Annotated in this window: 12 protein-coding genes; 9 read left to right on the forward strand and 3 right to left on the reverse strand. The window is 67.7% G+C overall.

The window, feature by feature from the left end:
- Window positions 1-21: 21 nt before the first annotated feature.
- The gene (locus OYT95_RS17870; RefSeq protein WP_037236087.1) at window positions 22-927 is read right to left on the reverse strand and encodes a hypothetical protein; all 906 of its coding nucleotides are present in this window, start codon (window positions 925-927) and stop codon (window positions 22-24) included.
- A 572-nt stretch (window positions 928-1,499) separates the two neighbouring features.
- Here OYT95_RS17870 and OYT95_RS17875 point away from each other — a divergent pair.
- The 9 genes from OYT95_RS17875 (at window position 1,500) to OYT95_RS17915 (ending at window position 10,083) form a co-directional block, all read left to right on the forward strand.
- A complete protein-coding gene (locus tag OYT95_RS17875) occupies window positions 1,500-2,075 on the forward strand; it encodes an SRPBCC family protein (protein WP_268792097.1) in 576 nt (191 codons plus the stop codon).
- Window positions 2,059-2,913: an HpcH/HpaI aldolase family protein gene (locus OYT95_RS17880; protein ID WP_037236080.1), complete on the forward strand. Its 855-nt coding sequence runs from the start codon at window positions 2,059-2,061 to the stop codon at window positions 2,911-2,913. The genes OYT95_RS17875 and OYT95_RS17880 overlap by 17 nt, the downstream gene beginning before the upstream one ends.
- Window positions 2,914-2,944: 31 nt before the next feature.
- Window positions 2,945-4,003 carry an amidohydrolase family protein gene (locus OYT95_RS17885; RefSeq protein ID WP_128640406.1) on the forward strand — a complete coding sequence of 353 codons (1,059 nt, stop codon included), beginning with the start codon at window positions 2,945-2,947 and terminating at the stop codon, window positions 4,001-4,003.
- The gene (locus OYT95_RS17890) at window positions 4,000-5,652 is read left to right on the forward strand and encodes a thiamine pyrophosphate-binding protein (protein ID WP_037236074.1); all 1,653 of its coding nucleotides are present in this window, start codon (window positions 4,000-4,002) and stop codon (window positions 5,650-5,652) included. Before OYT95_RS17885 ends, OYT95_RS17890 begins: the two co-directional genes overlap by 4 nt.
- A gap of 41 nt (window positions 5,653-5,693) precedes the next feature.
- Window positions 5,694-6,575, forward strand: coding sequence for a hypothetical protein (locus tag OYT95_RS17895; protein ID WP_037236071.1), 882 nt, complete (start codon window positions 5,694-5,696; stop codon window positions 6,573-6,575).
- A gap of 34 nt (window positions 6,576-6,609) precedes the next feature.
- Window positions 6,610-7,590: a 4,5-dihydroxyphthalate decarboxylase gene (locus OYT95_RS17900; protein WP_037236068.1), complete on the forward strand. Its 981-nt coding sequence runs from the start codon at window positions 6,610-6,612 to the stop codon at window positions 7,588-7,590.
- A 31-nt stretch (window positions 7,591-7,621) separates the two neighbouring features.
- Complete coding sequence (locus tag OYT95_RS17905) at window positions 7,622-8,473, forward strand: amidohydrolase family protein (protein WP_037236065.1); 852 nt, start codon at window positions 7,622-7,624, stop codon at window positions 8,471-8,473.
- A 13-nt stretch (window positions 8,474-8,486) separates the two neighbouring features.
- Window positions 8,487-8,708 carry a hypothetical protein gene (locus tag OYT95_RS17910; RefSeq protein WP_268792098.1) on the forward strand — a complete coding sequence of 74 codons (222 nt, stop codon included), beginning with the start codon at window positions 8,487-8,489 and terminating at the stop codon, window positions 8,706-8,708.
- A gap of 139 nt (window positions 8,709-8,847) precedes the next feature.
- On the forward strand, window positions 8,848-10,083 hold the full coding sequence (locus tag OYT95_RS17915; RefSeq protein ID WP_268792099.1) for an MFS transporter: 1,236 nt from the start codon (window positions 8,848-8,850) through the stop codon (window positions 10,081-10,083).
- Here the strand turns inward: OYT95_RS17915 and OYT95_RS17920 are convergent.
- Together OYT95_RS17920 and OYT95_RS17925 are read right to left on the reverse strand one after the other, a co-directional pair.
- A complete protein-coding gene (locus OYT95_RS17920; protein ID WP_037236060.1) occupies window positions 10,080-13,346 on the reverse strand; it encodes a protein kinase domain-containing protein in 3,267 nt (1,088 codons plus the stop codon). The genes OYT95_RS17915 and OYT95_RS17920 overlap by 4 nt on opposite strands.
- A gap of 152 nt (window positions 13,347-13,498) precedes the next feature.
- On the reverse strand, window positions 13,499-14,518 hold the full coding sequence (locus tag OYT95_RS17925) for a LacI family DNA-binding transcriptional regulator (RefSeq protein ID WP_037236057.1): 1,020 nt from the start codon (window positions 14,516-14,518) through the stop codon (window positions 13,499-13,501).
- Window positions 14,519-14,591 lie beyond the last annotated feature (73 nt).

The raw sequence follows: 14,591 nt of genomic DNA on the forward strand, positions 1-14,591 counted from the left end.
CAAGCGTGCGGGCGGGTGCGCTCATGCACGCTCACCGAGGTGCCGGGTGAAGTCGTCGAGGAGCTCGGCCACGGTCACCGGCGTGCGGATGACGTTCTGCTGCAAGGCGTAGTCGATCGCGATCTGCAGACCGGCGACGAGTTCGTCGGTCACCCCGAACCGGAGGGCGCGGACGCGCGGACCGGGCTCGGTGTCTGCCGCCTTGCGCGCCTCGATCTCGGCGCCGAAAGCCTGGTAGAGCGCTGAGACCGTCTGCGGCTCGGCTTCGAGGAGGTCGCGCCGGACGGTGAGCATGTGGTTGATCGGCACCGTCTGGTGCCGGGCGCCCCACGCCTCCTCGGCCTCGCGCCAGTTCGGGATGATCGGGACCAGCGGTCCCTGCGCGCCGTCGAGCGCCGGCGGACCGAGAACGGCGGCTACGACATCGCCGCGCTCGAGCACGTCGAGCACCTTGCCGGTCGTGCGTTCGACGTTCGGCGGCTCGACGTAGCCGGCGACGTGCGGCTCCTCGGTGGTGACCCAGGTGACCTCCTTGGCGTCGACGCCGAACTCCTCGTGCAGGATGCCGCGGACCCACAGACCGGTGGTCTGGCTGTAGGCACGGACGCCGACCCGTCGTCCTGCCAGGTCAGCCGGGCTGATCTCGGCCGAACCGGGCCAGCGGGTGAGCGAGTGGTGGTGGAAGTCGCCGCTCAGCACCACCGGCAGGAGTGCGATCGGGGCACCGGCCTCGCGGGCCTGCAGGAAGGTGGCGATGGCCAATTCGCTGACGTCGTACCGGAGTTCACGCACCATGGGAGCGAACGCCTTGTAGATCGGATCCGCTGCCGCGAGTTCGACGGCGCGCCCCCCGACAGTGAGTTCGGGATCGGTGAGGAACGCGGTGTGCGGGTAGGACTTCGCGGCGATGGACAAGGGCTGGGGCATGAAACGACTCCTCTGTTGCGTCCGAGCCCGGGGGGAGGGAGTGCACGGTGCCGGTGCACTGATGCTGATCCTCAACCGACGGGCGGACCACCAATATTGTCTTACGGTTTCGCCCAATTTACGCGTGTGACTGGCCCAACACAAGGCCTTCTCGCGTGGATCGTCTAACAATTTTGCGCGACACTGCACCCGAGGAGCTACTACGACCCACTCCGCGACCGCGGCTCACGCCGACGCGCCGCTTCCACGGTCCGCCAAGACGTCTGTTCACAAGAATTGTTGTACAAAATTTCCTGTCCACATCGGGCGCGCTGCCCAAACTATTGATTTCTACGTGGTTCTTGCCGACAACTGCGCCACGCTGCTACTCTGTGCGGGAGAAAGTTGTTAAACAATCTGAGGCCGCGTCGCCAGGAGACTCGGAGACGCCAACGCACCCCTGCGGCCGGCCTGCACTCCGCCACCCAGCGGGGGCACCCGTGACATCAACTCGCTGACCGAGTCTCGCGAGTTCCCAAGCTCCACAACGAATCTGTGGAGGCTGTTCCAGATCGCCAAGCGAGGACACAGTTGTGATAAAGATCGACGAAGAGATCGCCGTACCCGCACCACCGGAACGGGTGTGGGAGGTCATTTCCGACCCCACTGAAGTGGTGTCGTGCATCAACGGAGCCGAACTCGGCCAGTTCCACGACGACGACTCCTTCGACGGCACGCTGTTCGTGAAGTTCAGCGCGATCCGGGTGCGGTTCGGCGCCCGGATGTCGCTCGACCTCGACGAGCCCGAACGAGAGGGACGGCTTTCGGCACGCGGACGGGACGGACAAGGTGCGACCCGCTTCACTGCGCAGGCGACCTTCCGGATCACCGAGGACCACGCAGTCGGCGGCACGCGGATGCATGTGGCGGGTGAGGTGGCTCTCGCGGGAAAGCTCGCGTCGCTGATCGAAGCGGGCGCCGGAGCCGTGGTGTCCCGGATGACTCAGGACTTCACGGACGAACTGATTCGCCGGTGCGCCGGGGACACGGCGATCACACCACCGCCCAGCCGTCCGTCCGTGTGGGCACGCGTGCGCGCCTGGTGGCACAGGACCATTCACAAGCGACAGAGCGAGCAGATCGGAGTGGCAAGTGGCAAGACTCAATAGCGTGATCGGTGCGCTGGAATCGGGGCAGCACGCCTTCGCGGCGTTCGCGGCACCCGAACCGGCCGCGGCGCTGGACTTCGCGACGACCGACTACGACGGCCTGGTGTTCGAGTCCGAGCACAAGCCCTGGGACGCAACGACATTGCGGGACAGCCTGCAGTATCTGCTCAACCGGCGGCGGATATTCGAAGCCGGCACGCTCGCCCCCTCCCCCACCCCACTCGTCCGCGTCCCCGTCAACGGCGCCGAACACGGGCAGTGGCACGCGAAGCAGGCCCTCGACCTCGGAGCGTACGGAATCGTGTGGCCGCACATCAGCCGGGTCGAAGAGGCCCGCAACGCGGTCGCGGCATGCCGATACCCGCGGCTGCCCGGCGAGGACCGGTTCGACCCGCCGGGCCTGCGCGGCGACGCGCCGGCGGCCGCCGCACGGTACTGGGGCCTGTCGAACGATGAGTACTACGCCAAGGCCGACGTGTGGCCGCTCGCCCCGGACGGCGAGATTCTCGTCGTGATCCAGATCGAGGATCAACTCGGCATCGAGAACCTCCCGGCGATCCTCGACGAGGTGCCCGGCATCGGTCTCATCCTCATCGGCGAGGGCGATCTGAGCCAGGAACTGGGTGTGCCTCGCCAGCTCGACCACCCGCTGATGGTCGAGGCCAGGAGCCGGATCGTGAAGATCTGTCACGAACACGGTGTCGTGGTCGGCCACCCGCACGTGACCCCCAGCAACCTCGAGCAAGTGCTCGACGAGGGCTACCGCTTCCTCATGTCAGCGCCGGTGCGCAGCTACCCCGGCCTGGAACTGGGCCGCAAACTCACCGGTCGCTCCTGACCCCGAACACCTCACCTGGAGACAAACCTTCATGATCATCGACTGTCACGGCCACTTCACGACCGCGCCACCCGCGCTCGGACAGTGGCGCGAGCGCCAGATCAAGGCGTTCGAGGATTCGGGCGCCCGAGTCTCACCCGACGAATTGCACATCGGCGACGACGAAATCAGATCCGCGATCGAACAGGGGCAGCTCAAGCTCCAACTCGAACGCGGCACCGATCTCACACTCTTCTCCCCGGGCGCGGGAAAGATGGCCCACCACTACGGCGACGAGCAGACCAGTCTGGCCTGGTCGCAGGTCAGCAACGACCTCATCGCCCGGGTGTGCGGCCTGTTCCCGGACCGTTTCGCCGCGGTGTGCCAGCTCCCGCAGTCCCCCGGTGACGCACTCGCCTCCTCCATCCGCCGATCGGCGACCGAACTCGAGCGTTGCGTCGAGGAACTCGGATTCGTCGGCTGCCTGCTCAACCCGGACCCTTCCGACGGGTACTGGCAGGCGCCGCCGCTGACCGACCGGATCTACTACCCGCTCTACGAGAAGTTGGTGGAGCTGGACGTGCCCGCGATGGTCCACGTCGCGATGTCGCGCAACCCCGCCATCCAGGGCACCTGCGCGCACTACCTCAACGGCGACACCGCGGCCTTCATGCAGCTGTGCCAGTCGGACCTGTTCACCGATTTCCCCACGCTGCGGCTGATCCTGCCGCACGGCGGCGGCGCGGTCCCCTACCACTGGGGCCGCTACCGCGGGATGATGCAGGACCAAGGCAGGCCACCCCTGCAGGAATCGTTGCTGCACAACGTCTTCTTCGACACCTGCGTCTACCACAAGCGGGGCCTCGAACTGCTCACCGACATCATCCCCGCCGAGAACGTGCTGTTCGCCTCCGAGATGATCGGCGCCGTCCGCGGCGTCGACCCCGAGACCGGGCACCGCTTCGACGACACCAAGGCGCTGCTGGACTCCATCGACTCCATCAGCGACGACGACCGGCAGGCGATATATGGCGGCAATGCGCTGAGGGTGTTCCCGCGCCTCGCGAGCCGCGTCACCAACCACGACAAGCAAGAGGAGATCGCGCGGTGAAGGTCTACGAAGCGCTCGCAGCAGCGTTCGCCGCCGAGGGCACCACGGATGTGTTCGGCATGATGGGCGACGCCAACATGCACTGGATGAACGCGCTGGCCAGTCGCGGGACGCGCCTGTACGAGGTGCGTCACGAAGGTGCGGGACTGAGCATGGCGCACGGGTACGCCCGCGCATCCGGCCGGCCCGGCGTCGTGACGACGACCAGCGGTCCCGGTACCGCGCAGCTGGCCACGTCGATGATCGTGGCGAGCCGGGCGCGCATCCCGCTGGTCGCGTTCTGCGGGGAGACCCCGTTGGGTGACACGAGCGCCGTGCAGTACCTCGACCAGCGCCGGTTCGCCGCCGCGATCGAGTGCGAATTCCTCCAGGTGACCAAGGCCGAGTCGGCCACAGAAGTGGTGCAGCGCGCCTTCTACCTGGCCCGCACCCAATCCCGGCCGGTGATGATCAGCGCCCCGTTCGACGTGCAGCTGCAGGAGTTCGAGGACGACATGCCGTACGTCCCGTCCACCGAACTGCTCCGGACCCCCAAGCTGCTACCCCACCCGACCCAGATCCAGCAGGCGTGCGAAATCATCGGGGCGAGCAAGCGAGTCGTGATCGTCGCCGGGCGGGGCGCCCGCAACGCGGAAGCCGGCGAGCAGATCCTCGCGCTCCAGCGTCGAACCGGCGCCCTACTCGCCACCACGCTGCAGGCCAAGAACTGGCTGTGCGCCGAAACCGAGTACCACGTCGGGATCGCGGGCCTGTTCGGCAGCAGGCTCGCGATGGAGCTACTGCAGGAGGCCGACTGCGTAGTGGCGGTGGGTGCGAGCCTCAACCACTACACCATCGAGAGCGGATACCTGTTCCCCGAAGCCCGGTTCATCCAGATCGACACCGCGCCGAACCTGGTGATGGGCAACGGTCAGGTCGCCGACTGCTACATGCAGGCCGACGCGATCACCGCCCTCGACGCCCTGACGGACGCGCTGGGGGTCCGCGGTATCGAGCTGGAAGGCTTCCACACCCCCGAGGTGCACGGCCGGCTCACGGCCCCGCTGATCGACCCGGCCGAATACCGCAGTGCGCCGGACCTGCTCGACCCGCGTGAGGCGATCGCGGTGCTCGACGCCGAACTTCCCGGCGAGATCGGGCTCGTGCTCGGCAGCGGACACCAGACGGACTTCGGCACGATGCTCTTCCAGCGCTCACGCGAGATCACCTCGAACTACGGCATGTTCGGCGCCATCGGTCAGGCCCCACTGCTGACCATCGGCACCGTCGTCGCCAACGGGGGCAAGCCCACATTCGTGGTCGAAGGCGACGCGAGTTTCCTGATGCACCTGTCGGAGTTCGAAACCGCGTGCCGCTACCAGCTTCCGGTGCTGGTCGTCGTCATGAACGACGAAGCCCTCGGCGCGGAGTACCACAAGGCGAAGGCCAAGGGTCTCGACCCCGAGCTCGCCGTGATCCCCACCCCCGAACTCGGCACGGTCGGTCAGGCGCTCGGCGGCGGCGGCGCGACGGTCCGCACGACCGACGAACTGCGCGCCGCCCTGGCCGAGTACGTCCGTAACCCGCGGCCCACCGTCATCGACGTCCGCATCACCCGCGACGTGCTCAGCGTGCCCTACCGGCGCATCCAGTACGGCGACGACGTGTGAGAGCCGACATTGCTGACGACAAACGACAAGAGGAGTCGGAAATGAAGATCGTACTGGGCAGGGACGACCTCGCGGCCGTAGCCGTCGAGGGGGCCGCGGCCGCCGGTGCCACGCCCGAACGTCTCGACATTCGGCCCGTGCACAAGGCATCGCGCGGTTTCGTGAACGACACATCGGCGGACGTGTGCGAGCTGGCCGTGGTGACGCTGCTGCAGGCGGCCGCCCACGACAAGCCGGTGGCGCTGCTGCCGGTCACCATGCTCGGCCGCTACCAGCACCAGACCCTGGTGACCATGGGCGATCTGAGTGTCGACGATGTGCGGGGCCGAACTGTCGGTGTGCGCTCGTGGAGCCAGACCACCGGGGTGTGGCTGCGCGGATTCCTCAGCGAGCAGTACGGTCTCGATCTGACCGAAATCAACTGGCAGACATACGAGGGCGGGCACGTCGACGGGGCCACCGACCCGGCATGGGTCACGCGCGCCCCCGAAGGCGCCAAACTCCAGGCCGACTTCCTCGAAGGCACGCTCGACTACGGGATCATGGGCAACGAGCTGCCCTCCGACGACCGAATCCGCACCGCCATCCCCAACGCCCTCGCGGTCGCGGCCGAATGGGCCGCACGCAAAGGCTTCGCTCCCATCAACCACGTGGTCGGGTTCAGTGCGGCAGCCGCGAACGAGGACCCGAAGGCCATCCTCGCGGTCTACGACGCCTTGGCCGAAGCAGCCGCGGCCAGCGGCCCGGCGGCGGGTCCGGTGGACCTGAGCCCCGTCGGATTCGACGGTCTGCGCGGCGCCGTCACCGACGCTTCCCGCTACGCCTACGAGCAGGGGCTGCTGCCTCGCCGGGTCGAGTTCGACGAACTCGTCGACCGCACCTGCGCCGCTCTCGGGGTGACCGCCTCACGCCTCGGCGGCTGACCCACTTACTCCTTCTGAACACGAAAGGCTGAACATGAACACGCTCTCGGTCGCACTCGGGGACTACCCCCACGTGCAGGCACTGCTGGGCGGCGACGTCACGGTGAACGGCTACGCAGTCGAACCCGTCGAGGTCAGCCCGATCATCGGCGCGTACCGGCGGATGATCCGCGACCTCGAATTCGACGTGTGCGAACTCGCGCCGACCTCGTACCTGATGGCGCTGCAGGCCGGGGTTCCGCTCACCGGGATCCCCGTCTTCCTCAACCGCCGCTTCCACCACGCCGACGTGCAATGCGGCTCGGCATCGGGAATTCGCTTCCCCGCCGACCTGAAGGGCACACGCATCGGTGTCCGCGCCTACACGGTGACCACCGGGGTGTGGATGCGCGGCATCCTGCGCGACGAGTACGACCTCGACATCGACACGGTCAAGTGGGTCGTGGACGACGACGACCACATCGAAGGCCGCGCGCCCGCCAACGTCGAGCGGGTCACCGACGGCCGATCGCTCGGTGAGTTGCTGCGTGCCGGCGAGATCGACGCCGCGTTCAGCGGAAACGCAGGCACCGGGCGTGCGGGTGCGCCGCGGGCGGGGTGGTCGGCGTCGGCCGAGCAACCCGCGGGCGACGACGGACCGTACCCGCTGTTCCCCGACCACGAGGTCCTCGCCACCGACTGGTACCTGCGGACCGGGATTTATCCACTGCATTCGGTGATCGCGATCCGCCGTGATCTCGTCGACCGCGATCCGGAGTTGCCGACCGCGCTCTACGCAGCTTTCGCCGAGAGCAAGCGCCGTCAGATCGAGGCCGATCCCCAGTGGTCGGCGCTGCCGCGACTGGGCAAGCAGGGCAGGCAGATCCGGACCGACCCGATTCCCTACGGTCTGCAGGCCAACGACGCGAGCGTGCGAGCGCTCGTGAAGTTCTCGCGGGACCAGGGCCTGCTCGACAAGGACTTCTCCGCCGATCCCGCCCTGCTGTTCGCCAAGGGCGACTACCCGGACGCCTGATCCGGCCCACCAACCGAGAAAGGTGCAGACCATGGACATCGTCGACACCCATTGCCACATCATCACCGACGACGTGACCCGCTACCCGCGGGCCCCGATCGGTGGGAAGCAGTCCAGCTGGGCCACCACCCGGCCGGTCACCGCGGACGGCATGGCCGAACGCATGGACGAAGCCGGGATCAGCCAGGCCGTGCTGGTTCAGGCCACCACCGCCTACGGCTACGACAACTCCTATGTGCTCGACAGCAGGGCGCAGCGGCCGGACCGGTTCATCGCGGTGGGCACAGTGGACCCGTTGCGGCCCGACGCCGCCGACAATCTCGAGGCGGTAGTCGGCGACGGCGGCCTCTCCGGGGTGCGGCTGTTCACCAGCGGCAGCACGGTTCCCACCCAGGGCGAGTGGTTCGCCGCGCCGGAGACCTATCCCTTCTGGGACAAGGCCACCCAGCTCGGCGTGACGGTGTGCCTGCAGATGCGACTCGGGCCGGCGACCGAGCAACTGCACCTGCTGCTGCGCCGATTCCCCTCGGTCCCGGTGCTGCTCGACCACATGGGTTACCCCGACATCGCGGCCTCCCCCACCGACGCCGGCGAAGCGGTGGCGGCGCTGGCCGTCCATCCCGGCCTGCACCTCAAGCTGACCCACCGCAACCTCGAACGTCTCCACGACGCCGGCCCGAAGGCCGCCGGTTTCCTCGATCCGGTGCTCGCAGCGTTCGGAGCGAACCGGATCGCGTGGGGCTCCAACCTGCCTGCCGCGGAACAGTCGCTGCCCGAACTCGTCGCCCTCGCCCGGGAGGTGCTGGCCGAAGTGCCCGAGCCCGAACGCCGGGAGATCTTCGCAGGCACGGCGCGACGGCTGTACCCCAGCCTGGCCACATAGGGTCTCGGAGAAAATGATGGCAATTCGGCAAAGATGCGATGGCACAATCGTTATCGCACGCCGTGTATTCGATTCATGCGTCGCCCTCGTATCTGCCGCTGCAGCCGCGCCGGTTGCCTTCGCGCTGGCCGAGGGAATGGCGCTGTCCCGCATTACGCGCGACGGCCTCGAGGCGGACGGGTATTCGTCCGACGAGAACCTGCACGATGTCGGCACGGTGATCGAGCTGATATAGGTCGTGCCCCCACGTGCGTGCCGTCCGCTGCCGATGTCCGCCGAAATCCGGCGGACGGCACGCATTTCCACGCTACTTCCTCAGCAGAGGTGATCACCACGAGCAACGACGAACCAGAACCCCGCCCCGGGATGGGCCGATGACCATCCTCTCCGGGCTCCGCCGGCAAACCTTCGCATCCCTCCGCAGCACCAACTTTCGCCGTTACATCACCGGTCAGGCCATTTCCCAAGCCGGCAAGTGGATGCAAACCATCGCCCAGTCGTGGCTCGTCCTCGAGCTCACCGACTCCGCCACCGCGATCGGCGTGGTGATGGCATTGCAGACCGTGCCCATGCTCCTCGTCGCACCGTATGGCGGGGTCGTTGCCGATCGACTGGACAAGCGGCGCCTGATGATTGCCCTGCAGGCACTGATGGGCGTGCAAGCACTGATCCTGGGTATTCTCACCGTCACCGGAACAGTCCAGCTCTGGCACGTCTACGTTCTCGCCCTCGTCCTCGGCCTGAACCAGTGCTTCGAAAACCCCACACGCCAATCGTTTCTGCTCGAGATGGTCGGGGCCGATCACCTCCGAAACGCCGTCAGCCTGCAATCGGTGCTCAACTCCACGGCCCGGATGATCGGGCCCGCCGCCGCCGGACTCGTCATCGCAGCAGGCGGTGTCGGTCTGTGTTTCCTGCTCAACGCAGCAAGTTTCGTGGCGGTCGTCGCCTCCCTTCTCGCCCTCGACGTCTCGCAGCTGACCCCCTCACCACCGACGGCCCGCGCTCGCGGTCAGCTCCGCGAAGGTCTCGCATACGTCCGACGCTCCCCTCAGCTGGCCGTACCGTTGACCATGATGGCCCTGATCGGCTGTTTCGCCCTCGAGTTCCCGGTAATCCTGCCCGTCATCGCCGACCAAACCTTCGACGCCGGGCCGGGCGCGTACGGCTTCATCACCGCTGCGATGGGCGCGGGATCGGTGGTGAGCGGACTCGCCGTCGCAGCCTGGGGCCGCACCGGAACCCGGCCGCTCGTGCTCACAGCAACCGCTTTCGGTGCGCTCCTCCTCGTCGCCGCCCTCGCCCCGAATCTGTGGGTCATGCTTGCAGTCATGGCCTGTGTGGGAGCATGCAGCGTCGCCTTCACCTCCACGACCAACAGCACGCTGCAACTCGCCGCCGCACCGGCCACACGCGGACGAGTAATGGCCCTGTTCGGAATGGCATTCATCGGATCTACCGCGGTAGGCGCGCCCATCGCCGGATGGGTGTGTCAGCACTGGGGCGGCCGCGCGGGACTACTCCTCGGCGCCCTTGCCTGCCTGATCGCCGCCGCCATCGCAGCACCGTGTCTGAGACACCGCGACAGTCGGGCCCTGCCCACTACCTAGTCGTGCGCCTGCTCCACGACCCAGGCCGCGACCTGTGTCCGGGAGGTGAAGCCCAGTTTCGCCAGGATGTGCTCCACGTGTCCTTGTGCGGTGCGCGGCGAGATCACCAGTCGGTCGGCGATGGCCTGATTGGTCAGGCCTTCGGCGATCAGATCGGCGACCTGGCGTTCCCTCTTGGTCAGTCGCGTCGACGCGTCGGCGTCTCGCGTGGTGGTGCCGGCCTGTCGCTCGTGGAGGGCGTAGGCGATTGCCGAATCGAAATCCAGGCTTCGGCCCTTGCGGTGGGCCTCCTCGAATACCGCTCCTCCGAGCCGCTTCCGAGCTTCCTGGTCGCAGTTCTGCTGGTATACGAGAAGATTGGAATGTATGACCACAGCACTGCCCACCGACCGCGCCAATCCCTCCGCGGCTCCCATCAGCACTGCGGCCCGGGCGGCGTCGCGCCGCTCGCACGCGATCCAGGCCAGGGCTCCGAGGCAGGCTGCCGCGAAGCGGGGGCTGTGCACTTGCCGGGTCAGCTCCAGCGATTGGTCGAGAAGGCGGATCGCTCGATCGGCGTCACCCTGCTGCCACACCGCAATTCCCAGGGCCCACAGCGAATGCGATCGATACACCTTCTCGCCGTGCATCTCTGTGATCGCGAGAACACGCTCGAGGCTTTCGACAGCCTGCTCCGTCGAGCCGGACAGTCCATAGGTCGTCCCCAACAGGTAGAGGGCACTGGTTTCGAGTGTGCGTTCTCCACGTTCGCGGAACTCTGCGAGCGCGGTGTCGAGGCGAGAGCGGGCCCGTTCGAGATCACCGTTGTAGAGGGCCAGCGTGCCGTCCGCGTCGGCGACGAGAGCGCGCATCATCGGATCGCTCGTGCGCGCGGTGAGAGTTCGCGCCTCCGCCACGAGCGCGGCCCCGGACTCGAGATCCCCCTGCACGTCGGCCATCACGCTGGCGCAGTAGAGCGCCTTGATCCGGTCGACGGTCGGTTCGACGGGGTAGCTGGCCAACAGGTGGTTCAACCAGCGCCGGCCCTCGTTGTAGAGGCCCTGCGACGTCCAGAACCAGCGGAGTGCGGCGGCGGTGCGCAGGCCGGCGGCGGGATCGTCGTCGATGCCGAATTCGAGGGCCTCCCGCAGATTCGGCTGTTCCCGCTTCAGCCGGGCGATCCAGTCGAGTTGGCGGGCACTGATCCACTCGACCTCCGCATCCAGCGCCAACGCCTCGTACCAGTCCCGGTGCCGCCGACGCAAAGACACCGCCTCACCGGTCTGCTCGAGTTTCTCGAAGCCGTACTCGCGGAGAGTCTCGAGCATCCGGAACCGCACCACCGACCCGTGCTCCTCGCGGATCAGAATCGATTTCTCCACCAGGGACGTCAGCGTGTCGAGCAGTTCGTCCGGGTCGAGGCCCTCGCCGCACACCCGCTCCGCGGCGTCGAGTTCGAAGCTCCCCGCGAACACCGCCACCCGACCCCACACCAATTGCTCTTCCGCGGAGCACAACTCGAAACTCCAGTCGATACACAGCCGCAGCGTCTGCTGCCGCGTCGGCGCACCCCGGCTGCCGCGGGTCAGCAGGGCATAGCGGTCGGTCAACCGGCCAAGGATCTGCTCGGGTGACATCGCCCGCAACCGCGCCGCCGCCAACTCGATCGGCAGCGGCAACCCGTCGAGCCGGTGGCAGATCCCCACCACCGTCGCCGCGTTGTCCTCGGTGAGGGCGAAGCCCGGAACGGCAGCATTGGCGCGTTCGGCAAACAACGTCACCGCATCGTATTTGGGTAACCCGCGCAAGGAGGGCTTCCGTTCGGGATCGGGGACGGCCAGCGGGGGGACCCGTAGCACTGCCTCCCCGCCGATGCCGAGGGGTTCGCGGCTGGTGGCCAGAATCCGCAACCGCGGACAGGTGTGGAGCAGAGGGCCGGCGAGTTCGGCGACCGCGTCCACGATGTGCTCGCAGTTGTCGAGGACCAACAGCACCTCTCGCGGGGCGAGGAACTCGATCAGGACCTCCCGCAGCGGCCTCGTCGAGTGGTCCCGGACTCCCAGTGCGCCCGCGACGGCGTCGATCAGTGAAACCGCGTCGCGCAGTTCGCCCAACTCGACCAGGCGCACACCGTCGGAGTACTCGCGCAGCACAGCGGACGCGACCCGCATCGCCAGCCGCGTCTTCCCGACACCCCCGATCCCGGTCAACGTGACCAGGCGCGACCCGGTCAGGAGGTTCTTCGCCTCGGTGAGCTCGTGTCGGCGGCCGACGAAGCTGGTCAGTTCCAGGGGAAGGTTCCCCGTCGTGATGGGAGCGGAGGCACCTGCGCCGCTCGGTCGCACTTCGGAACCCGGTCGCCGGTCGTTGCCCTGTGTGTCGGGTTCGGCTCGTAGGGGCATCTCGTCGACCGGGAAGCCGTGGGCACGTTGCAGGGTTCGCAGTTCCTCTCCGAAGTCGGCGGCGGTAGCCGGTCGCTGATCGGGCACGCGGGACATCGCGCGGGCGATCACCGCGGATACGTCGTCCGGGAGCCCCCGCTCACGCAGATCGGGCACCTCCTGTGTGGTGATCCGCAGGAACTGGGCGACGACCTGTTCGCCGCTGCGACGTTCGAACGCGGCATGGCCGGTGAGGGCACTGAACAAGGTGGCGCCCAGGCCGTAGACATCGGCTGCCGGACTGGGCGGTTCACCCCCGAGCACCTCCGGCGCGGTGTACGCCGGCGACCCGGTGACGGCACCGGTCGCGGTCTCGAAGCCGCCGCTGATGTGCGCTATACCGAAATCGGCCAACTCGGGCTCGCCGTAATCGGTGAGCAGGATGTTCGCGGGTTTGACGTCGCGATGCAGGACACCCAGTCGGTGCGCCGACTCCAGTGCACCTGCGATCTTCACCCCGAGCCGCAACGCCTGGCCCAACGGCAGCGGACCGTGTCGGCGGATCCGCACATCGAGGGAATCTTGCGGGTGGTACGGCATGACGGTGTAGGGACGGCCGCTGTCGGTGGCACCGACCTGCAGAATGTTGACGATGTTCGGGTGCCCGGTCAGCCGCCCCATCGCCCGCTGCTCCCGGAAGAATCGGGCCCGGTTCTCCTCGTCGAGCTCGACGGTGAGGACCTTCACCGCCACCGTGCGATCCAGTTCCGCCTGCGTGCAGCGGTAGACCACGCCGAAACCGCCGCGGCCGATCTCCTCAACGTCAGCGAAACCAGATCCACCGAGTTCGGCAGCCGGGGACGGCGGGTACCGCTGAGTGTCGAGCGGATCACCTTCACCCATCGGACGGTCTACTCACCCCGTCGGCTCGTGGTTCCGGCGCATTGGTCCCGACGGCGCGACCAGCGCGGATACAACCGTGGACTCACCTCTCGATGGCGCCCTCCCGAGGATATCGTCGAGCAGCACGGCGGAGGTACCCGTCATCGACGTGACTACCGGGTGGATCCCCGCACGACGAGGCGTCCGTGGAGGTGTCCCGGTGGGACTGGCCGGTCAGAGTTGTCGAGGCGGTTGACCAGCATCGTGACGGCCACGCGGGCGAGGTGTTCGGGCTGTAGGTCCACGGAGGTGATCGCGGGAACGGCGGATCGTGTGTGCTCCGAGTCGGAGCCGCCGACGATCTGCACGTCGCCGGGGACGTCGAGCCCTCGTTCCCGGACCCGCGCGAGCACCCCGGCGGCGTGGCGGCCGGTGAGACAGTACACCGCGTCGGGTGGGTCGTTACGGTCGAACAGTTCGTCCGCGGCTTCGCGTCCGCCGGCCTCACCGGTGGTCTCGGGCCGGATGGCGACCAGAGCGTCCTGACCACGGTTCGCTGCCCACGCGCGGTACGCGGCCTCGGCGCCCAGGTTCCACGAATTGGGATCGGTTCCGGTAACGAGAGCCACTCGCGTCGCCCCCGAGTCCGCGAGGTGCCGCAGCACTCGGTCGGTCATGAGTTCGGTGTCGGTGTCGAGCCACGCGTCGTAGGCGGCCCTCGCCGGATCCCGGCCGACGGACAGGAACGGCACGCCTTCCCCGAGGAGCATCTCGATGAGGGGGTCGTTCGTGACGGGTTCCGTGATCAGGAACCCGTCGCAGGCGAGGGCGGCTGCCGGGGACTCGTCGCGCGTCGGATCGGACACCAGCATGAGGCCGTATCCGAAATCCATCGCGGCCAGAGCCGCCGAACCCGCGAACCGCAGGAAGTAGTCGACGCCCGCCGGGAGAGTCGAATCCAGTGTCTCGAGCGGCCGGAGCACGAGGGCGAGCACGCCGAGACGGTTGCTCCGCAGGCTCCTCGCCACCACGTCCGGCCGGTAGCCGAGGGACTTGGCGACCGAGCGGACACGCTCACGCGTCGCGGTGGCGACGACGCCTTTGCCGCTGAACGTGTGCGACACCGTCGTGGTCGACACGCCCGCGTGCCGTGCCACGTCGGCGATGGTGGGCCGCGATCGCTTCTCCGTCACGCACTCAGGCTACCAACGGCTCGACCTGCACCAAATCGATTTGCAAATTCGCTGACCCAACTCTTGTCCAAAT

Source organism: Rhodococcus sp. JS3073 (assembly GCF_026810085.1).
Lineage (GTDB): Bacteria > Actinomycetota > Actinomycetes > Mycobacteriales > Mycobacteriaceae > Rhodococcus_F > Rhodococcus_F wratislaviensis.